The sequence below is a fragment of the Enterobacter sp. RHBSTW-00975 genome (assembly GCF_013615235.1).
GTDB lineage: Bacteria > Pseudomonadota > Gammaproteobacteria > Enterobacterales > Enterobacteriaceae > Enterobacter > Enterobacter ludwigii.
On record NZ_CP055883.1, the window covers coordinates 3,558,281 to 3,577,506 of the forward strand.

Below are 19,226 nucleotides of genomic sequence, written 5' to 3' on the forward strand. Positions count from 1 at the left end.
AGATGAATACAACCTCCCAACCAAACCCAGCGAGCCAGGCATTTGATATCCACGCCAAGCTTAAAGCAGCAAATTCACACTGGATTTATTTACGAGCTGCACAGCCTCATCAGAATGATTTTGATTACGAATTTAACACAACTTTTATTGATGGTTTGGAGTTCGCTATCTACGAACGTGTAGATAATTATTTTGTTCTGGTTGATTTCTTCAAGTCATATGAAGAAGCATGTGATGATGCCAAAAAAATCATAGATGACCATCCTGATATTAAAAAAATTTTTTCTGTTAGCTAACTAATCAATTAATTAACTCAATCACAATTAACACCTTTTTGGGTGGGGAAAAACTCACCCTGAGGAAATGAAAATGCAAAATTCCGTCGCAATTAATCAGCCGATTAAAACGCCTCAAATGCTGTTCGGATCTGACAACATTAATGACTTTGGTAACCGCGTTCAAAGCTGCCGGATGGAAGGTGACTCCATGCAGCCGACCATCGAACCATGTGAGGTTGTGGCTTTCGTTGATTGCGGTGGACATGCGCTTACCTCTGGCATTTATGTTTACACAATGGATGCTTTTGGTCGCCCATGCCTTTTCATTAAGAGAATCGAGCCATTGGCTGATGGCTCATTAAAAATCATCTCTGATAACCATCATTACGAAACTTTCACCCTTAATACCCATGAACAGAAAGAAATCAAAATTCACGGTCGGGTGGTTGCTTCTTTGGCTGTGAGGCGCTTCGTATGACTTTCATCATTGATAAATCGGCATATAGAACAGCATGCCTTTATGCGGCCTGCGGTTACGAAGTAATCGCTCGTCTTTATCTTAAAAAAGCATATGGTCGTTAATTATGGTTGTTTTAAAAAGACAGGATATTCAGGAAGTGAATATCAAAGCGGAGAAGTTGTCAGGCTTGGCGCAAACATTATTTGAATATCACGACAAGTTAGACAGATTTCAACTTAAAACAATATGCGCTCTGGTTTATGACCTCGCCGCTGAAATTCATGATTGGACCGAAAAAGAAGAGGAAATTGTTATGAGCTTAGAGGAGGAGGCGCGCCGCAATGGATAATTTAATCAACACCTACCGACGCAGAATTTTAAAGGCAGCGTTATTACGCCACCAGCGTAAAACTGGCAGTAACTGCCTTGTTATTAAGCTCAATAAAGGCGGTATTAACACGGTCGAGTTAACAGAGATTCTTCTCGATGGATTATTACGAAAATTCGAAAGGCTCGCGATCAGTGAGTACGGGAGTGTCGAAGGCATAAAAGCTATTAAGGGAATTTACAGCAGCGCTGTTGATGTTAATGGCAGCGGTGAATTCCTTACGGATTGCGGGAAGGAATTAATCGACGAGCTCATTTCTGAGCTGGTTGAGTTCGTCAAAAAACAAAAAGTGGAGGCTCCGAAAACGGAGGGTAATGAAATGGGGGGATCTGGTGGCACTGACAGCGATACGAATTCCTGAGTGGGTTCACCTCAAAGCGGTACACGTTTTATGCCAGTTCAGGGCAAGGCGCATTCACCCCTGCCGAATGCACGGCTCCGGGAATTTAAGCCTCAAAGTTAACCATCGCTGGCGGCTACTCTCCCGCGATGGCGGCAAGAACTGGGAAGTAATGAGTCACGAACGATACAGCAAAGTTAAGGACCGGAAATGAAAGATAAACGCATCAGCTCAACCTCAATTGATAGTGCCTTTGCTAAAGAAATGCAGCCAGTTTACGTCGTATCACGACACGGCTACTCGCGCCGTTTTCTCAGCAGGAGTGCGGCGATCAGCAATCTTGCTCACTACATGGTGACCAAAACTTTTCAGCGCGCCGGCTTGAATACCAACGAACCAGACGAGCCTGTGTTCAGCAACGGTGTGCTCGTCAATCGAATGGGCCAGCACACCCAGCAATATCTCTTTGCACATGCCAGATGCATGCGGCGTATTCGGCGAATTCTGGAACGCAAGCGCGCAGCACAAAAATGGCTGGCGAAATGGGACGCCATGCATGACCGATTCGTTAAAGAGGTCGATGCACTGCAGGCCATCAAACCAGCAGGGGTGAAATGATGAAGCCCTTCATTTTCAGCATCATTGTTTCCATGCTGCTGGCGGCCACCGTTATCGGCGCGCTGATTGAATATAAATTTTTGGTGAAGTAGCGAGGCACTCCATGAATAAGCCAGTTTTAGAAGTTATTAAGCGTTGGAGCCGTTTAGCAACGGAGGCCAAGCAGCTGGGGCTTACCACCATCCCCATCGACCCGGAAAATATGTTGATGGTGCTGGGTGTACTACCGGACAGTTCGGCGGACTTTTCCGCCGATTACCAGAATGACTATCAGGCTGCGATCGACATTCTGCGCAAGAGAGCGGCCAGCGAACTTGATGGCGGTTTTAGAGCGCACCACAACGCACTTATCTATGCGGCAAATGAACTGGAAAATGCCCAGGCATTTGGGCGGGAGGTAGGTCATGAGTCTTGATTGCGTACCACTTTCAACCTACTGCCGGGACGCCGGAGAAACGGTTGAAGCCGTTAACAAACGGATACAAAGGGGGTTATGGAAAGAGGGTGTCCATGTATTAAAAGTCGATGGCGTTAAAGAACGCTGGATAGACTTAACGGAGGTTTCAAAGTGGGCAAGAAAGAACAAGGATCATTATCTCTCCCAAGAGGAGTAACCATTCGCCAGCATAAAACTGGCGATACCCTGGTGATCACATTCACCTACAAGGGGGTTCTCTGCCGGGAGCCCCTATCCAGAATGGAAGCAAACGCGCGCGGCGTGAAGTATGCCGAGCGCCTGCTGGGGGAAATACAGAACCAAATCGCCGGCGGCACATTCGATTATGCTAAATACTTCCCCACCTCCAAAAAACTGGAGCTGTTCGGGGTAGTGAAGAAAACCAAAAATATTAAGTCCTACCTGGACGAGTATCTGAAAATCTGCCAGAACCGCAACCTTTCGCCCTCCACTATTGGCGGTTATGAAAAGTGCCTGTCTGCGCTATCAGCGCTGCACAAAATGCATGTGTCGGAACTGACCCCTGCGGTCCTCAAAAACTGGATCGCCAGCAGAAAGACAAAGCTGAAAACGATCAGGAATAACCTCTCGTTTCTGCGCAGCGCCATAGATGAAGCGGTGACTGACGGCCTGCTGACAATCAACCCGGTAACCCTTGTCAGCGCGAGTCGGTACCACGTGATCGACAGCAGCCCGAATAGTGACGATTACGAAGTTGATCCGTTCACACCAGCGGAAATCAGCGCTATTTACCAGAGCTGCAGATACCAAGAGTGGGAAAACCTGTTCCGTTTCGCATTCAATACGGGTTTACGCAGCTCTGAGCTGTGTGCGTTGCGCTGGCCTGATCTCGACAATATCGCTAAAACAGCTCACGTTCAGGCGGCAAGTGTTGTTGGCGTTCTGAAAGGTACCAAAACAAAAGCCGGTACCCGTAAAGTAGAATTAAACAGCGAGGCGCTGGCCGCGCTGCAGGCGCAGAAACAATTCACTTTCATGAAAAGCGAGTTTATTTTCAGCGACCCTAAAACGGGTGAGCCCTGGGCGAACGCCGACGCGATACGAAAAAAAGCATGGGTACCAACCCTCAAAAAAGCTGGCGTTCGATACCGTAACCCGTACCAGACCCGCCACACATTCGCTACCAGACACATTAGCCAGGGCGTAAACCTTTTCTGGCTTGCCGGGCAGATGGGGCATAAAGGGCCGGAAATGCTGTTCCGCAATTACGGTAAATACCTGGCTGAATACGACGGGAAAACCGCCATTTCTGCAGCTCTGTAGCGTGGTGAATATTTCAAAATGTTGGACGGAATCAGGACGTTAGAGGGACCACGATATGCACGTAAAATGCACTTGAGACCTTTTAAAAAATACAAAATATTAATAATCAATAGGTTAGGCATTATTCTGACACGGGTTCAACTCCCGCCAGCTCCACCAAATATTGATGTACTGAAGTTCAGTAAAGTCCACTAAGCCCGCACAGCACAAGCTCTGCGGGCTTTTTTACGTCTATTGTCGTCCAGTGAGAATTGCTGAGAACTATCACATATGGCACCCTGAATGGGACCCACTGAGAAGGGTCCAAAAACCGAGGATCCCAAAATGGCAAAAATCGCTAAGAAGCTCACTGACACTGAAATCAAAAGCACCAAGCCAGCCGACAAAGAAATCAACTTGTTTGACGGAGATGGTTTGATACTACGAATCGCTCCCCTTTCGAAAGGAGGAAAGAAGAATTGGTATTTCAGGTATGCAGTGCCAGTGAGTAAAAAAAGAACCAAAATGAGCCTTGGGACCTATCCTCACCTTACACTGGCAAGAGCCAGAGCCTTACGAGATGAATACCTTTCCTTGCTTGCTAATGGCATTGATCCCCAAGTTCATAACAACGATAAAGCTAATGCCTTAAAGAATGCTACTGAACACACTCTCCAAGCCGTGGCAAGGAAATGGTTGGATGAGAAGGTTAAGACCTCTGGTATCTCACAAGACCATGCAGAAGACATCTGGCGAAGCCTGGAGAGAAATATATTTCCCGGCTTGGGTAAGGTTCCTATCAATGAGATTCGACCCAAACTCTTAAAGCAACATCTCGACCCTATTGAGCAACGAGGAGTCCTCGAAACCTTACGGCGAATCATTTCCCGATTAAATGAGATTTTTCGCTGGGCCGCGACTGAAGAACTTATCGAGTTCAATCCGGCTGACAACCTTGGGCAACGGTTCAGTAAGCCTAAAAAACAGAATATGCCAGCATTACCCCCTTCCGAGTTACCCCGCTTCCTAATGGTGTTAAACAATGCCTCAGTTCGAATGGAGACAAGATTGCTGATTGAATGGCAATTGCTGACCTGGGTTCGTCCAGGGGAAGCCGTTCGTGCGAGATGGGCCGATATAGATACTGACAACTCGATATGGAACATCCCGGCTGAGTTTATGAAAATGAAGAAGCCTCACAAAGTTCCACTAAGCAAAGAAGCTTTGCGAGTCTTGGATTCAATGAAAGCCATCAGTGGGCACAGAGAGTGGGTTTTCCCAAGTATCAAAGCTCCACTCAATCATATGCATGAACAAACAGCGAATGCTGCAATCATCCGAATGGGATTCGGTGGTGAACTGGTAGCCCACGGAATGCGTTCTATAGCAAGAACGGCCGCAGAGGAGTCTGGAAAGTTCAGAACAGATGTCTTAGAAGCCGCCCTTGCCCACTCGAAGAAAGATGAAATAATTGCAGCCTACAATCGTGCAGAGTATCTCACAGAACGGGTGGTTCTCATGCAGTGGTGGAGTGACTTTGTTTCGTCTCAAAAATACAAAATTATTGCCGCATAACTCTTCCATGATGGGTTAACTATCTTGATTTAGTTAAAGAATTAATAATCAAACTATTAACCTATGTGGACTAAGCATAGCCATTTACGAATGGGTACCTTGAGGCCACATAACGAAAGCTGTCGGTCATATCAGCTAAATAATTCACATCTCTTCTCGATTATCATACACCTCGAAGATTTACTAAATTCGCTCTAATCAATGATAAAACAGTTGAATTTGGTTAAAAATTGATCAATTTTATCCTCTACATTGTATTGAATCATCCATGAGGTTTCGTGCATGGCTAGCGAAAATGATAAAAATCATAAAGTTAGGGTCGCACAGTACTTGAGGATGTCTACCGACCATCAGCAATATTCTTTACATAATCAGTCCGAATATATCAAAGATTATGCTGAAAAGAACAATATGGAAATCGCTTATACCTACGATGATGCAGGTAAGAGCGGAGTCAGTATCATAGGCCGGCATTCTTTGCAGCAGTTACTTAGTGATGTAGAACAAAAGAAAATAGATATACAGGCTGTATTATTTTATGATGTGAGCCGTTTTGGTCGTTTTCAAAATAGTGATGAAGCTGCATATTATTCCTTTCTATTTGAGAGAAACGGTGTAGATCTTATATACTGTTCTGAACCTATTCCCACTAAAGATTTCCCTTTAGAGTCTTCTGTTATACTGAATATAAAAAGATCTAGTGCTGCATATCACAGCAGGAATTTATCAGAAAAGGTATTTATAGGGCAAGTAAATTTAATAAAGCTTGGTTATCATCAAGGCGGAATGGCTGGTTATGGGCTAAGACGTCTTTTAGTAGATGAAAATGGCATAGCTAAAGAAATATTGGGCTTCCGCAAAAGAAAGAGTATTCAAACAGATAGGGTGATATTAATTCCGGGACCAAAAAATGAGATCAAAATTGTAAATAGCATTTATGATCTCTTTATAGATGATAACATGCCAGAATTCATTATTGCTGAGAGACTAAATGAACAGAATATACCTGCAGAAAATGGAACATTATGGACTCGTGCAAAAATACATCAAATCTTGACAAATGAAAAATATATTGGAAATAACATATATAACAAAACCTCATCTAAACTAAAAAGTAGGCTTGTAAAAAACCCCAAAAATGAATGGGTTAGATGCGACAAGGCATATAAACCCATTATTTCAAAGAAAAAATATAATAAAGCTCAAGAAATAATTCAGCTCCGATCCGTACATTTGACTAATGAAGAGCTTTTAGAAAAGCTAAAACAAAAATTAGAATCTAATGGAAAACTATCTGGCTTTATCATTGATGAAGATGATACAGGCCCTTCATCTTCTGTTTACAGAACGCGATTTGGTGGTCTTTTAAGAGCATATACTTTGATTGGTTATAAGCCAGAACATGATTACAGCTATCTCCAAATAAATGAAGCACTAAGATCATTTTACTCAGATATAATTGAGGATTTTAAGGATAGGATTTTAAAAAGTAACTGCTATATAGACGAATATAAATATGCCCCAATGCTTTACATCAATGATGAGCTTTTAATTTCCGTCATTATTACTAAATGCATACATATGAAATCAGGTAAACTTAGATGGAAGGTCCGGTTTGATAACTCACAGAAAGCAGACATAACAATTGTTATACGAATGGATTCACAAAATATTTCGCCTCTTGATTTTTATATCATACCAAAGATAGAAAACGAATATAGTAAAATGTGCATGACGGAAACAAACAACATTCGATTAGATCTCTATAGATTTGATAATCTGGATACACTTCTACAAATTATTACTCGCATGAAAGTGAGGGAACTATATGCTGCCTGAAACAAATGAATTCCCAATAATTCAAATTGAGATTGCAAAAATAAAATTTCTTAACCCTCGAACTAGAAATAAGGTAGTGCATGAAGAAATTAAGGAAAGCATAAAAAAAAGAGGATTAAGCAAGCCTATAAGCGTGAGAGCGATTGATGAAGACGATTTCAAATATGCTTTAATTTGTGGTCAAGGGAGAATAGAGGCACTCATTGCATTAGGTGAAACAATTATTCCAGCAATTATAAGAGATGTATCAGAAGAAGATGCTTACGTTATGAGTTTAGTTGAAAACATTGCAAGGAGGAGACCGCGTTCCAATGAGTTATTACAGGTAATAAAAGATATGAAAATCAGAGGACTTTCAGACTCCGAAATAAGTGAGATTACTGGGTATTCATCGAACTGGGTGAGCAGTATAAATATGCTTCTTGATAAGGGAGAGCATAAACTTCTCTCTGCAGTCGAACGGGGGAATTTGCCTCTGTATCTTGCAGTGCAATTTGCAAGATGTGAAACTGAAGAAGCACAAGATATTCTTACCGAAGCATATGATAAAAAATTAATTAAAAGCCGGGACATTATAAAGATAAAACACATTCTAAATCAGCGAACAATCGGGAATAAAGGTGCAAAAGCAGCCGGGTTTTATTATCACAAACCATCAAAAAGAATGACTGCTGAGGAGTTAATTGAGCTTTATGAAAATAGTATCGCTGAACATAAATCTGTTTATAACAACTCTAAATTTATAAAAACTAATTTGCTGATAGTAAATGAGATTTTTAACATCATAATGATGAATAAAAGCTTTCAAAATATACTTGAACAAGAGAATCTATCAGAACTGCCATCTCAGATCCTCAATCCAATAAACAAAGAGGCATCAAAATGATTCAGATACGTTTTGGCGACAATTTTATTTATTTAGAAACTAACAAGCTAATTCCCTCAAAGGAATTGTTAGAAAATGTAAAGCTAAGTCATAAATATCATCAAATAGTTACCTCAATTGAAAGCTTAGGTATTATTGAACCAATAATAGTGTTCTATGACAAAGATAAAGATGCCATTAAGATACTCGATGGCCATTTGAGGGTTGAGGCTTTAAAAGATTTAGGCTTAGAAAAAGCTCCATGTATACTTTCGAGCATAGATGATGCGTTCACTCCTAACAAACAAGTCAATCATATAAATGTAGTTGAAGAACATAGAATGATAATCAAGTCCTTGGCAAAAGTATCAATTGAAAAACTTAGTGCTGCTTTGGGAATATCTATTGATGCTATAAAAGATAAAGCTAATGTGATGAATGGTATAGATCCAAGTGTAATTGCGAAACTTTCTGATAAACCTATACCTAAGGCTACATTTGATGTTTTGAGGAAAATGAAGCCAATTCGTCAAATTGAAGCAGTCGGTACAATGATTAATTTTGATAACTATAGTAAAAAATTTGCAATGAGCATCTTGGATGCTACACCGACATCGATGATAGTAAATAAAGGGAAAAACACTCCCTATAAAAAGGACATAAAAAAAACCATACTACGTCTGGAACAGGAAATGGCAACAACTTCGGAAGAAACAAAAAAGCTTCAAACCGAGTATGGTTCAGATATGTTGAAATTCGTTATAATCCAGTCATATATTAATAAATTACTTGGTAACTCTAAAGTTCTTCATTGGTTCTTGGAAAACGAGATTGATTATCTTAATGAGTTAAAAAGAATTTCGAAAATAAATTCTTTAGATGATAAGACTCTTGCTGAAAACAGCCAGTCATAGTTATGGTTATGGTTATGGTTATGGTTATGGTTATGGTTTTATATAGCCGAAGTATACTTACACAATCACAAAGGTTTCTCTTAGATATTAGCATAAGTAGGCAGTATAAGCCGTAATCATTCGAACGGATTAAGGAGGTGAACTTATGGTTAACAAAATGAGATCTATTGCGTGAACGGCCACAGAGGAATCTGGTAAGTTCAGGTCTGGTGTCTTAGAAGCGGCCCCTGCCCATTCGAAGAAAGATGAAATCATCGCAGCCTATAATCGTGCAGAATACTTAGCAGAACGAGTGGTTCTCATGCAGTGGTGGAGCGATTACGCCATTGCTCAAAAATTTAAGGCTATTGCGGCGTAACAACTCTATAAGGGGTTAATTCTCCCAGCCCCTTATCCACCAAGACATAACCATTTTTTTAACATCACTTTTTCTACACCAAGATATATGGGCTGTAACGAACAAAAACGATTTTCTCTATGAACTGGCAAACAACACAAGAAATGCGAGATCATAGCTGTGGTGTTGTCTGATATGGATATCCCCTTTTTGTTTTGTAACCTCTCTCTGATATCATGTATAAATGTTTCTTTGCACGCGAAGAAACCACATATAAAAGTCTACGGGCAACATAATTTTGATGCTCTGAGCTACAATTTATAATATCATTCCAATTAGGTATTTTTCCATTTAGTAACCCAGTGCAAATGACTACTTCATACTCATCTCCTTTTGTCGAATGACAAGTTGTGATTTTAACACCGCTTATAAAATTGAAAAATAAATGTAATTCATTTGCTTTATAAGCCATTTTATACTTCAACATTCTTTTCAATGTGGCATTAATCAAAAGATCCATTTCTTGATAATAGTAGCTATCAATACTTATACTCAAATTAATAGAATGGCAAAAGCTCGTTATAATCTCTCTCAACCAAACATCAATTTCACAATTATAATCTACGGATAATGATATTTTATTTATCATCTTCAATATTTTTTTAGGAGACAAAGACTCTGTATAGGGTGCAACAACATTTAATTCCTGAAGGAAATCACGCAATAGTTTCTGTCTTGTATTAAAATTAGATGGAACTCTCTTAATTAAAAAGAGTTTAACCAAAGCAAGCCAGAGGTTTTCATTGTTTTTAGGTATAGGAGAGATCATGACTCCATCAATTTCTATATCCGGATTAAGAGTAACAATATCATTTGACAGTTTTATCACATCAAACCAGCCTGGACACAGAATAGCAATTTCATTTGAAAGCACTCCCTGTGCTAAATGAGTTCTAATAATACCTGATATATAAATAGGAAGTTGAGTAACATCTACCTCGCTTTCTTTAAAAATTACTGAGTTGAAATCCTTATTATCTGAAAGTGAATTAATATCATAATCTTCGTCTTTGTATTTACTATAAAAATCAACAATAGATTGGCTACTACGAAAACACCCTGTTAATTTCATCTCGGTTAGATCATCAAGTTGGAAACAATCAATTAATTCATTTCTATTCTTAACGACAGCCCCCAAACCAGTGTATATAGCTTGCTCTTTATCTCCAATAAAAGTAATCATTGTATTTTTCTTTAATACAATTTGTCTGAGTATCTCATATTGTATAAGGGATGTATCTTGATACTCATCGACTAAAATACACCTTAAAAGTAAAGACAATCTTTCACAAAGTGCATTGTATTTTGTCAACACCCGACAAGACAGATTTAATATCAAATCAAAATCGATTAATTTTTGCTCATACAAATAATTATGATATTCTTTTACGACCAAATATTCTTTGGTCCCACGAGAATAAAGCTGACAAAGGTTAAAATCTAAATTAGTAAAAACTTTATCATTTGCAGATAAGCCATGCTTTTCTTTTAATTCATTTATGAGAAATTCCTTTTCATGCTCATCAATTACACTAAATCCTCGGCAAAGTCTTGGTATCTTATCTACATTAGGTTTTATAATCCAATTCAAACAAAAACTGTGTATTGTTCCAATCCATAACGATTCACTACTTATGCCGAATGACATAATTCGTTCAAGAATTGTATCGGCTGCTATATTTGTATATGTAAGAGCAATTATCTTTTTTTTACCTATACAAAATAGTTCTTTATTTTCTAAAATAAAACAAAGTTTAGAAACCAATGTCTTAGTTTTACCAGACCCTGGACATGCCGTTAATAATAAATTCCCGTTGAATTTAACGGCATCCATTTGCTCAGAAGTTAAATTTCTATATGGCATAATCTATAACTCCAACAGTCTTACAAAACTGTCATTGAAATGTTTCTTATATTCTATCATTTTACTAGAAAAATCCTTTTTGGCATTTATACAGTCAACTTCTTTAACCCCCATTAAAGACATATTGTAATCAAGCATTTTTTGATATATAGGCTCGACATTTCTATCCCGAAGAACAAATTGAATTGCCTGTAAAATATAATCAGGAACACGATTATCAACACTAAGATGCTCTACCATTTCAGTAGCTAACCATCCCTTCCCTATTTTCTTTGCAAACTTTAATACTCTTTTATATCGAACTCTGAGATCAGATGAATTTACATCTGTTTCAGCCTTTTTAAAATACGCTTCTTTTTTATACTCTGTTTTCATAACCTCTAAAAACAAGTTATTGTTTTCATCGTAGCGAACAAGCTCAGTTTCGAAAGTATTTTCTGCGTAATGAACTGTAATAAACTCATTACCTTCAATATATTTGTCTAACTCTTCTTTTCTTCGTAACCCATCATCTTCGGCATCTACCAGAGATTCGACAAAATCCGCATCAAAAATATCATCAGCTACTTTTACATAGGCCGAATCAAGATCCGTGAGAATTGCACATTTTCTTTTCAGCCTTTTTTCATGAAAAAGGTTAGAAATATGTTTAAAAACAGTGCCATCTACTTTGATCAGACTTATGCCCAACTCATCTAATCTGATTCCCAAAGTTTCTTTTACCATTGCTGGTATTAAAATAAGTTCTGCATCGCCTTCTACCAGAATGACACTTTTAGCAAACAAAAGGTCACTACGAATTGCATCAAGATATCGTTCTACGGAAGAAATTTCTTTCGGCGTCAAACCAAACGATGGATGATATACATCAGTAAATCCTTTTTGGCGTGATAATATATTCATTGATGATATTTTTGATACAGAACTAATTTGTGTTGAATGTGTAGAAACAAACACTTGCGTGTTTTTAAAATTGAAGTTATCGAAAAGGGTTTTTTGGATATGGTTATGAATATGTGCTTCGGGCTCTTCAATTAACAAGAAGTGAGTAATATGCTCTTCACTATCCCTTATTTCTTCATATTCATATAACTTTAAAGCAAGATAAATTAAGTTTGCTCCACCAAGACTCAGATCATCAATCTTTCCTGAGCCATTGTAATCCAGAGAATCTTCAACCACTAAGCCAAGTGATTGAATTAATTCTGTGAAATCTTCTGGGAGTTGTGAGGATACTAATATTTTAGGGGAATAAGTCGAACCTACTGTATTAAGTAACGAAGCAGATATCTTATTACTCAATCTCTCAATTTCAGGTATAGCAGAGATTTTACCATTGATCTCTTTAACATTTTCTACAATATCTTTTCTATCATCAATTTGTTTACTTTTTAAAGTAAGTAATTTATACAATGGATTCGTTTTATAATATTTAAGATCTGCAACTACATTCCTAAGTGCTTTGACATAAGTGCAAGCGACTTCGCTGCCTAAGGCAAAGTAAGGTGGCTTCTTAACCCCTAATACAGTAGCATCATCATTATTAGGATTTGAAAAGGAGTAACTATCAAAATCACCAACTACTTGTTTATAAATTTCGTCATTATTCAAATCAACCTTTGTTCTAACAAAAGCTACTGCTTCATATGTTTCTTTAGAAATAATATGGTTAGATACAAATTCTGTAAAAGAAGCGGATCTTGCTTCCACATTGTCATCTTCTAATGTTAATTCATACAACTTTTGTCGAATATGAAATTTTGGTCTATATATAAAAGTGTAGTTACCTTCCTTTATAGACTTATCATTACCATCATTTACTGTATAGTTGGCAAGAACCTGTTCTTCCTCCGACTCACTTAAATCATCAAAATATAGCGTAATTATTATCCAATGACCGAAGGGTTCAGATAATCCACGATAAAAGTCCTCATTAGATAGAATCCTAGAATTCATCGGGAGAGAATCATCTAGAATCAACCTCATAGCATTAAACAAATTCGTTTTACCTGAAGCATTCTCACCGATAATTGTATTCACTGAGTCTTTAACAAAGTAAAAATTTGAGCTTCGAAAATTTTTATAGTTTCTAATAGCTAATTTATTGATATACATAGTAATCGATTGGGCCCTTAGCATAGTTTTACTACACATTAGATTACTCCATAGCCACCAGAAGCACAAAGCCATCGAGTTCAAAAGCCTAATTAAGTCAAGTAAAAAGCATGGTAGTTTACAAAAAACACTAAAATAAAAGATATAATACCTGACTGAAATTAGTTTATGAAAACCAATAAAATGATTAAAACACTTTTAAATCAATATGTTACAATCAATAAAAATTAATATTGACGATGTAACATAACTATCGGATATTAAGTGAACAAAAAATTTCAGATACATCCTAACAATGATCTTGATACTTACTGACAGTAACGATGTTCATGCAGACATAGTTTCGATGAAACTCGGTGATAACTACTTCCGTTTGAATTTAGATATAGAAGCCCTTAAAGATACCAAAATTAGCTTTGATGGCTCTGAATGGACTATCTCCCAAAACGGAAAAACGATCAAAAATTCATCCGTAAAATGTGTTTGGCCAAGGCGGGTGTCTGTTCAAGTCAATTCTGAACAACAGCAAGATCAAAGTAACGGTTTCAGATTATGGCGATCTGAATGGAATAAAAGCCTTTTTGGCCTATATAATGCATTATCTGAAAGTTGCTGGTTTAATCATGTAAGAGATGCAACTCTCGCTGATAACAAGTATTTTCAACATAAAATAGCTAATGAAGTTGGGCTAAATAATCCAGCATTTATAACTTCAAACTCCAAAGAAGACCTCAAAAATTTCTTAACTACTTATCCTGATTCGGTTGTTAAATTCATGTCGCAAGATATGTATGTCTCTGAATCAGGTGAGATATTGGGTCTATATGTAAACAAAATCACTTTAGAACAATTAGAAAGTTTCTCTAACGATTCAGAAAACCCAATTACTCTTCAAAAATATGTTAATAAAAAATTCGAAGTTAGATACACAGTAATTGAAGATGAACATTTTGCTTGTGCTATAGACTCTCAGCATTCAAACAAGGCAAAAGTAGACTGGCGTAGATACGATATACCTAATACACCGCACTGGAAAATTGACGCACCCACTTCGGTGAAGGAAAAAATAATTTCTTTAATGTCTAAGTTAAACCTTCGATATGGGGCTTTAGATTTCATCGTTGATGAAAATAATGACTGGTGGTTCTTAGAGGTGAATTCTGCTGGTCAATGGTTGTGGATCGAAGATTTATCCGGCATGGATATTTCCGGGTCCATTGCAAATTGGTTAACTTCAAATAGCAGGTGAAATATGAATGTATTTGGTTTAAATTTTCTTGAAAAAATGGAATCGGAACAAAAAGTAGATGTTTCAAACTGGGCATGGAAACCTGAGAATAGTGAAGCTCAACGAATCTATGGTTCAGGTATGTCAACGAAATCTCGTGAATCTACTTATGCTGCTGAAAAAGATAGCAGAGAGGATTCAGATCGTCCTAACGAAGGGTTAGCAGCTTAAGTAATCCAGTGAACACTTAGTGTGTTCACTGGATTTAAAAATAGATAGCATACATCGGTAATTATATAAAAATAGGATACATTATATGTTTGGATTCATCGACAACATATTGAAATTCTCCACTGAAGTTTTTAAAAACCAATACACTAATAACTCTTTTTGGCTTGGTTTACTTCTAATCAATATAATTATTACTATAGCATTAACATTGCAATATTTCATGAAACCAAGTAAAGATAAGAATGGAAATCCAAACACATCGAAGGCTGATTCATTAAAGCATCTATATTACTCAATTTTCGGCATTGCTTGTTTAATTATTATAAATTATATCGTCTATACACCTCCCATGAAACAAGAGAACCAAAATACTATTTATCAAAGAATAGAGTAATTTTTATTTCTTGATATCTAAACAATCAATGTGATTATTTTTATTAGTAATAATAATATATAGACTCGCAGAAGAAACAATAATCTATCTTCAGTGTATTTAAATTTTATATATTTATACATATTCATCTCCTTTTTTATTTTAACTTTATCTTTTTTTAATCTTTAGTCAATATGGATTGATTTTTTAATTAAGCAAGGGCTAACTCTCCGAAGCTCCGCTTCTCTGAGTTGCCTTGCTTTTCTCCTTTCAGTTGAAAAGAATACGACACGAGCTTCTGCATTTTTTAACTGTAATACAATCTTCTAATGTAAATTCAAGGTTTAGAGCTATTAATGCATGATTTTTTTGCTGTTGCTGGAATGGGTTCACATATAGTTAATTAAAATTGTTAATCAGTCTGCCATTTAATGCATAATCGAACCACTTAATTTTATAGCAAATGACCATTCTAAATAAAAAGGTTTAATCTATGAGTAATAATCCAGTTAGTGCATCTTCTGCAACATTACGAAAAGCGGTTAATGGCATATCGGAAGCTACAGGGAAAAAACCTGTTCATACTCGTTATCCAAGTCTCGATTTTGATGCTGCGTTAGCAGATATACCAGATGCTATGAAAACAATGGCTATTGAATGGTATATTCGTGGAATTAAGCGTGGGATGGCTAAGGCGACTGACCTAATGCTAGAAGGTAGCATTTACAAAGAAGCAGAAATCATACACGCACCACCTGTAATAAAATTAAATGTCAGGATTAAATTCAAAGGTGACGAGTGGAAATCACTTCCATTAAGAATAAAATCTAAAGAAATTGGATTTGACTAATTTCTAGTTAACATTTCAGAGTGGTGAGTTCAGTAAAAAATCCTTTCTCATCACTCTGTTTTAAAACCAGTAAATCTAACACACTTGTCTTTTTGGAGTGTTACTATTGACAATATTCAGGTTTCCTATACAAGTTAATAATCATACATGAAAAGGATTTCATATGGAAAAAACATTAAAAACCGAACAATTTGATTCAAATATTTCGCACGCAGATCCTTATATTACCCCCTCCCTCTATATATCTCTCAGAACTCACTGTGTTAGTGTTCGGCTTAATAATGAAGAACTCAATATTCTAAATGCGAGAAGAGGGAAAAAAAGCAAAGGCGAGTGGCTGCGAACATCATCATTGAAAAAACCTCCTCTAGTAATACCTTCGATAAATATTGAAACTTGGAAAACGTTGAGTGAGATTAATCAGAAGCTGAACCGCATTGTTCTGCATGTAGATAGCAAGAGCAAAGACAGCAAGCTTACCCATACTGAACTATTTGCAGTCAGAAGACAGATCAGTGAACTTCGTCAACATCTTCTTAATGCAGATATTTGGAGTGTCCCTCGTGAAGGGTATGCAGAAGATCAAAAGGGGTAAGAGCTTCACAGGTGTTGTTCAATATGCATTGAAGCCGGGAGCACATCATAAAAGTGATCCCATCATCATTGGCGGGAACATGTTAGGTGATTCAGCCCTGGAACTGATAGTTGAATTTGATGGCACCAAACAGCTTCGGCCAGATGTCCAGAAACCGGTTTGGCACAACTCGCTTCGCCTGCCTAGTGTAGAATCCCTAACGGCTGAACAATGGTCGTGACCTGCTCCCCGTTGATTAGTACACCCCGATGTTAGTAATGTCTTCATAAGCCACATGAGGACATCCCCATGAAGAAGCGTTTTTCCGACGAACAGATCATCAGTATTCTCCGCGAAGCCGAAGCTGGGGTACCCGCCCGTGAACTCTGCCGCAAGCATGCCATTTCCGATGCCACGTTTTACACCTGGCGTAAGAAGTATGGCGGTATGGAGGTGCCTGAAGTTAAGCGCCTGAAGTCGCTTGAGGAAGAGAACACCAGACTCAAGAAGCTGCTTGCCGAAGCCATGCTGGATAAAGAGGCGCTTCAGGTGGCTCTTGGGCGAAAGTACTGACGACAGACCAGAAGCGGGAAGCCGTGATGTTGATGTGTGATGCGACCGGTCTGTCGCAACGTCGTGCCTGCAGGCTTACAGGTTTATCCCTGTCGACCTGCCGCTATGAGGCTCACCGTCCGGCTGCTGATGCGCATTTATCAGGGCGCATCACTGAGCTGGCACTAGAGCGCAGGCGTTTTGGCTACCGTCGTATTTGGCAGTTGCTGCGCCGTGAAGGGCTTCATGTTAATCATAAGCGCGTGTACCGGCTTTATCACCTCAGTGGCCTGGGCGTAAAACGCAGAAGACGTCGTAAAGGGCTGGCAACAGAACGTCTGCCGCTGCTCCGTCCGGCGGCGCCCAATCTGACCTGGTCGATGGATTTCGTCATGGACGCACTTTCCACCGGTCGCAGGATCAAGTGTCTTACCTGCGTCGATGATTTCACAAAGGAATGCCTGACGGTCACTGTTGCCTTTGGGATTTCAGGCGTTCAGGTCACGCGTATTCTGGACAGCATTGCACTGTTTCGAGGCTATCCGGCGACGATAAGAACTGACCAGGGGCCGGAGTTCACTTGCCGTGCACTGGATCAATGGGCCTTTGAGCATGGTGTTGAGTTGCGCTTAATCCAGCCGGGCAAGCCAACGCAGAACGGATTTATTGAGAGCTTTAACGGACGATTTCGCGATGAATGTTTGAATGAGCACTGGTTCAGCGATATCGTTCATGCCAGGAAAATTATTAATGACTGGCGGCAGGATTATAACGAATGCCGCCCGCACTCCACGCTGAATTATCAGACACCGTCTGAATTTGCAGCGGGCTGGAGAAAGGGTCATTCTGAGAATGAAGATTCCGACGTTACTAACTGAGTGTTGTATCTAATCGTGGGGGCAGGTCAGTCCAGCATCGCAGATGACTATATGAGGAAAATGGGATTCAGTGATACTCACCTTCGTTGCTATGTGCTTCATGACGATCCGGCTGGTCAGCACATACACATTATCGCAAGTCGCATAGACCTCAATGGAGGGAAGCTCTACCTTGGCAGGAATGAGAACCTTATAAGTACCCGCATAATCAGTGAGCTTGAAATCACTCATAATCTAACAGTGACCAAGACAGCACCTTCCATTACACCAAAGCAACCGAAGCGGAAAAGAATCTCTCGCAACGAACAGATGCTATCAGAACGAACTGGTGTTCCCTCCCCTAAAGAAGCTCTACAACAAATACTTGATAAAAGTTTGAATGATATGCCCGACCTTCTTTCTTTTGTTAAGCGACTCGAAGATGCAGAAGTCGGTTGGACGGCGAATGTCGCAAGCACAGGTAAAATGAACGGCTTCTCATTCTCTTACCGCGATATAGCTTTCAAAGCTTCGCAGTTAGGTAAGGGTTACTCCTGGGTAAATCTCAGTAATCGGCTTAACTACAACCCCGACCACTTAGAAGCTTTACGAACCAACACACCGGCAAAAGACCACCCTGCTCCTGCTCCTGCTCCTGCTCCTGCTCCTGCTCCTGCTCCTGCTCCTGCTCCTGCTCCTGCAAAAGATGTTGCAACAACGGATATTCCAAGGGAAAGCATAAGTGAAAAAATTGCTGAACTCGAACTGCGACTCAGAGAAGACAGACGAAACGAGATCGTTGAGAAGATTCTTCAAAAGAATGCAATACAACAGAAAAAGCATCTAAGGCTCAGTAGCTGGTTTCCCTTTTTACAACGGCTCATAGAGCTTCTCCGAAGCTACGGTAAGAGCATTCTTCACAAACCCCACCCTGGATTTTCAAAACTCTATGCAACCCGACTTCTACATAAAGAAAGGAAAATTCATTTATAGACAACAGCTTACAGCTTACTCCTGACAGCAATATTATTTTGTTAGTAGTAAATTTAGGATAAGTCAATAATTAATTGATCGTTATTACAGATCGATAATCTAGTTGTGATAGTTACTACCTATCATGATTCAAACATCGATCGGTACAAGTGATTTTACTTTAGCCAGCCAGCCATCGAGAATCCCTACAAACAC

The 19,226-nt window shown here is 38.9% G+C and carries 19 protein-coding genes and 3 pseudogenes; 20 read left to right on the forward strand and 2 right to left on the reverse strand.

What is annotated here, in order from left to right:
- The first annotated feature begins 2 nt into the window (after nucleotides 1–2).
- The 13 genes and pseudogenes from HV340_RS17090 to HV340_RS17145 all read left to right on the forward strand — a co-directional run.
- Nucleotides 3–296: a hypothetical protein gene (locus HV340_RS17090; RefSeq protein ID WP_063849609.1), complete on the forward strand. Its 294-nt coding sequence runs from the start codon at nucleotides 3–5 to the stop codon at nucleotides 294–296.
- A gap of 73 nt (nucleotides 297–369) precedes the next feature.
- A complete protein-coding gene (locus tag HV340_RS17095) occupies nucleotides 370–756 on the forward strand; it encodes a S24 family peptidase (RefSeq protein ID WP_053520799.1) in 387 nt (128 codons plus the stop codon).
- Nucleotides 757–862: 106 nt separating this feature from the next.
- A complete protein-coding gene (locus HV340_RS17100; RefSeq protein ID WP_053520800.1) occupies nucleotides 863–1,087 on the forward strand; it encodes a hypothetical protein in 225 nt (74 codons plus the stop codon).
- A complete protein-coding gene (locus HV340_RS17105; RefSeq protein WP_053520801.1) occupies nucleotides 1,080–1,487 on the forward strand; it encodes a hypothetical protein in 408 nt (135 codons plus the stop codon). Before HV340_RS17100 ends, HV340_RS17105 begins: the two co-directional genes overlap by 8 nt.
- 189 nt (nucleotides 1,488–1,676) lie before the next feature.
- Nucleotides 1,677–2,084 carry a hypothetical protein gene (locus tag HV340_RS17110; protein WP_053520802.1) on the forward strand — a complete coding sequence of 136 codons (408 nt, stop codon included), beginning with the start codon at nucleotides 1,677–1,679 and terminating at the stop codon, nucleotides 2,082–2,084.
- Between the two features lie 103 nt (nucleotides 2,085–2,187).
- A complete protein-coding gene (locus HV340_RS17115; protein WP_053520803.1) occupies nucleotides 2,188–2,499 on the forward strand; it encodes a hypothetical protein in 312 nt (103 codons plus the stop codon).
- A complete protein-coding gene (locus tag HV340_RS24515; protein ID WP_000050710.1) occupies nucleotides 2,489–2,698 on the forward strand; it encodes a hypothetical protein in 210 nt (69 codons plus the stop codon). The genes HV340_RS17115 and HV340_RS24515 overlap by 11 nt, the downstream gene beginning before the upstream one ends.
- Nucleotides 2,653–3,825: a site-specific integrase gene (locus HV340_RS17120; RefSeq protein ID WP_023306771.1), complete on the forward strand. Its 1,173-nt coding sequence runs from the start codon at nucleotides 2,653–2,655 to the stop codon at nucleotides 3,823–3,825. Before HV340_RS24515 ends, HV340_RS17120 begins: the two co-directional genes overlap by 46 nt.
- Nucleotides 3,826–4,149: 324 nt before the next feature.
- A complete protein-coding gene (locus tag HV340_RS17125; protein WP_168697770.1) occupies nucleotides 4,150–5,379 on the forward strand; it encodes an integrase domain-containing protein in 1,230 nt (409 codons plus the stop codon).
- Nucleotides 5,380–5,661: 282 nt separating this feature from the next.
- Nucleotides 5,662–7,218, forward strand: coding sequence for a recombinase family protein (locus tag HV340_RS17130; protein ID WP_181216106.1), 1,557 nt, complete (start codon nucleotides 5,662–5,664; stop codon nucleotides 7,216–7,218).
- Nucleotides 7,208–8,104: a ParB/RepB/Spo0J family partition protein gene (locus tag HV340_RS17135; protein WP_063859636.1), complete on the forward strand. Its 897-nt coding sequence runs from the start codon at nucleotides 7,208–7,210 to the stop codon at nucleotides 8,102–8,104. Before HV340_RS17130 ends, HV340_RS17135 begins: the two co-directional genes overlap by 11 nt.
- Entirely contained in the window at nucleotides 8,101–8,997 is an 897-nt protein-coding gene (locus HV340_RS17140) for a plasmid partitioning protein RepB C-terminal domain-containing protein (RefSeq protein WP_181216107.1), read from the forward strand. Before HV340_RS17135 ends, HV340_RS17140 begins: the two co-directional genes overlap by 4 nt.
- Nucleotides 8,998–9,106: 109 nt before the next feature.
- Nucleotides 9,107–9,355: pseudogene (locus HV340_RS17145) on the forward strand (integrase); the annotation flags it as partial.
- A gap of 151 nt (nucleotides 9,356–9,506) precedes the next feature.
- Here the strand turns inward: HV340_RS17145 and HV340_RS17150 are convergent.
- Both HV340_RS17150 and HV340_RS17155 read right to left on the reverse strand, forming a co-directional pair.
- Nucleotides 9,507–11,258: an ATP-dependent helicase gene (locus HV340_RS17150; protein WP_249415705.1), complete on the reverse strand. Its 1,752-nt coding sequence runs from the start codon at nucleotides 11,256–11,258 to the stop codon at nucleotides 9,507–9,509.
- A gap of 3 nt (nucleotides 11,259–11,261) precedes the next feature.
- Nucleotides 11,262–13,412, reverse strand: coding sequence for an AAA family ATPase (locus HV340_RS17155; RefSeq protein ID WP_249415706.1), 2,151 nt, complete (start codon nucleotides 13,410–13,412; stop codon nucleotides 11,262–11,264).
- A 307-nt stretch (nucleotides 13,413–13,719) separates the two neighbouring features.
- Here HV340_RS17155 and HV340_RS17160 point away from each other — a divergent pair, with 307 nt between their 5' ends.
- From HV340_RS17160 to HV340_RS17185, 7 genes and pseudogenes are all read left to right on the forward strand, one after another.
- Entirely contained in the window at nucleotides 13,720–14,622 is a 903-nt protein-coding gene (locus HV340_RS17160; RefSeq protein WP_157925848.1) for a hypothetical protein, read from the forward strand.
- A gap of 3 nt (nucleotides 14,623–14,625) precedes the next feature.
- Nucleotides 14,626–14,832: a hypothetical protein gene (locus tag HV340_RS17165; protein WP_047685188.1), complete on the forward strand. Its 207-nt coding sequence runs from the start codon at nucleotides 14,626–14,628 to the stop codon at nucleotides 14,830–14,832.
- A gap of 866 nt (nucleotides 14,833–15,698) precedes the next feature.
- Nucleotides 15,699–16,055 (forward strand): hypothetical protein, encoded by a 357-nt coding sequence (locus HV340_RS17170; RefSeq protein WP_063859642.1) that lies wholly within the window; start codon nucleotides 15,699–15,701, stop codon nucleotides 16,053–16,055.
- A gap of 163 nt (nucleotides 16,056–16,218) precedes the next feature.
- On the forward strand, nucleotides 16,219–16,650 hold the full coding sequence (locus HV340_RS17175; protein WP_074169554.1) for a hypothetical protein: 432 nt from the start codon (nucleotides 16,219–16,221) through the stop codon (nucleotides 16,648–16,650).
- A pseudogene (locus HV340_RS24520) lies at nucleotides 16,619–16,864 on the forward strand (relaxase); the annotation flags it as partial. The gene HV340_RS17175 and the pseudogene HV340_RS24520, both read left to right, overlap by 32 nt.
- Before the next feature lie 74 nt (nucleotides 16,865–16,938).
- A protein-coding gene (locus tag HV340_RS17180) for an IS3-like element ISSen4 family transposase (RefSeq protein ID WP_085950818.1) occupies nucleotides 16,939–18,059 on the forward strand; the annotation gives its coding sequence in 2 pieces (ribosomal slippage) (nucleotides 16,939–17,197 and nucleotides 17,197–18,059; 1,122 coding nt in all).
- Nucleotides 18,060–18,089: 30 nt separating this feature from the next.
- A pseudogene (locus HV340_RS17185) lies at nucleotides 18,090–19,031 on the forward strand (relaxase/mobilization nuclease domain-containing protein); the annotation flags it as partial.
- Nucleotides 19,032–19,226: the final 195 nt, after the last annotated feature.

Excerpts from the sequence above, each read along its gene's own strand:
- HV340_RS17170 (WP_063859642.1), top strand. The coding sequence starts at position 15,699 with ATGAGTAATAATCCAGTTAGTGCATCTTCTGCAACATTACGAAAAGCG.
- HV340_RS17115 (WP_053520803.1), top strand. The coding sequence starts at position 2,188 with ATGAATAAGCCAGTTTTAGAAGTTATTAAGCGTTGGAGCCGTTTAGCA.
- HV340_RS17155 (WP_249415706.1), bottom strand. The coding sequence starts at position 13,412 with ATGTGTAGTAAAACTATGCTAAGGGCCCAATCGATTACTATGTATATC.
- HV340_RS17175 (WP_074169554.1), top strand. The coding sequence starts at position 16,219 with ATGGAAAAAACATTAAAAACCGAACAATTTGATTCAAATATTTCGCAC.
- HV340_RS17095 (WP_053520799.1), top strand. The coding sequence starts at position 370 with ATGCAAAATTCCGTCGCAATTAATCAGCCGATTAAAACGCCTCAAATG.
- HV340_RS17165 (WP_047685188.1), top strand. The coding sequence starts at position 14,626 with ATGAATGTATTTGGTTTAAATTTTCTTGAAAAAATGGAATCGGAACAA.
- HV340_RS17110 (WP_053520802.1), top strand. The coding sequence starts at position 1,677 with ATGAAAGATAAACGCATCAGCTCAACCTCAATTGATAGTGCCTTTGCT.
- HV340_RS17090 (WP_063849609.1), top strand. The coding sequence starts at position 3 with ATGAATACAACCTCCCAACCAAACCCAGCGAGCCAGGCATTTGATATC.
- HV340_RS17125 (WP_168697770.1), top strand. The coding sequence starts at position 4,150 with ATGGCAAAAATCGCTAAGAAGCTCACTGACACTGAAATCAAAAGCACC.
- HV340_RS17135 (WP_063859636.1), top strand. The coding sequence starts at position 7,208 with ATGCTGCCTGAAACAAATGAATTCCCAATAATTCAAATTGAGATTGCA.
- HV340_RS17105 (WP_053520801.1), top strand. The coding sequence starts at position 1,080 with ATGGATAATTTAATCAACACCTACCGACGCAGAATTTTAAAGGCAGCG.
- HV340_RS17130 (WP_181216106.1), top strand. The coding sequence starts at position 5,662 with ATGGCTAGCGAAAATGATAAAAATCATAAAGTTAGGGTCGCACAGTAC.
- HV340_RS17100 (WP_053520800.1), top strand. The coding sequence starts at position 863 with ATGGTTGTTTTAAAAAGACAGGATATTCAGGAAGTGAATATCAAAGCG.
- HV340_RS17150 (WP_249415705.1), bottom strand. The coding sequence starts at position 11,258 with ATGCCATATAGAAATTTAACTTCTGAGCAAATGGATGCCGTTAAATTC.
- HV340_RS17160 (WP_157925848.1), top strand. The coding sequence starts at position 13,720 with ATGAAACTCGGTGATAACTACTTCCGTTTGAATTTAGATATAGAAGCC.
- HV340_RS24515 (WP_000050710.1), top strand. The coding sequence starts at position 2,489 with ATGAGTCTTGATTGCGTACCACTTTCAACCTACTGCCGGGACGCCGGA.
- HV340_RS17140 (WP_181216107.1), top strand. The coding sequence starts at position 8,101 with ATGATTCAGATACGTTTTGGCGACAATTTTATTTATTTAGAAACTAAC.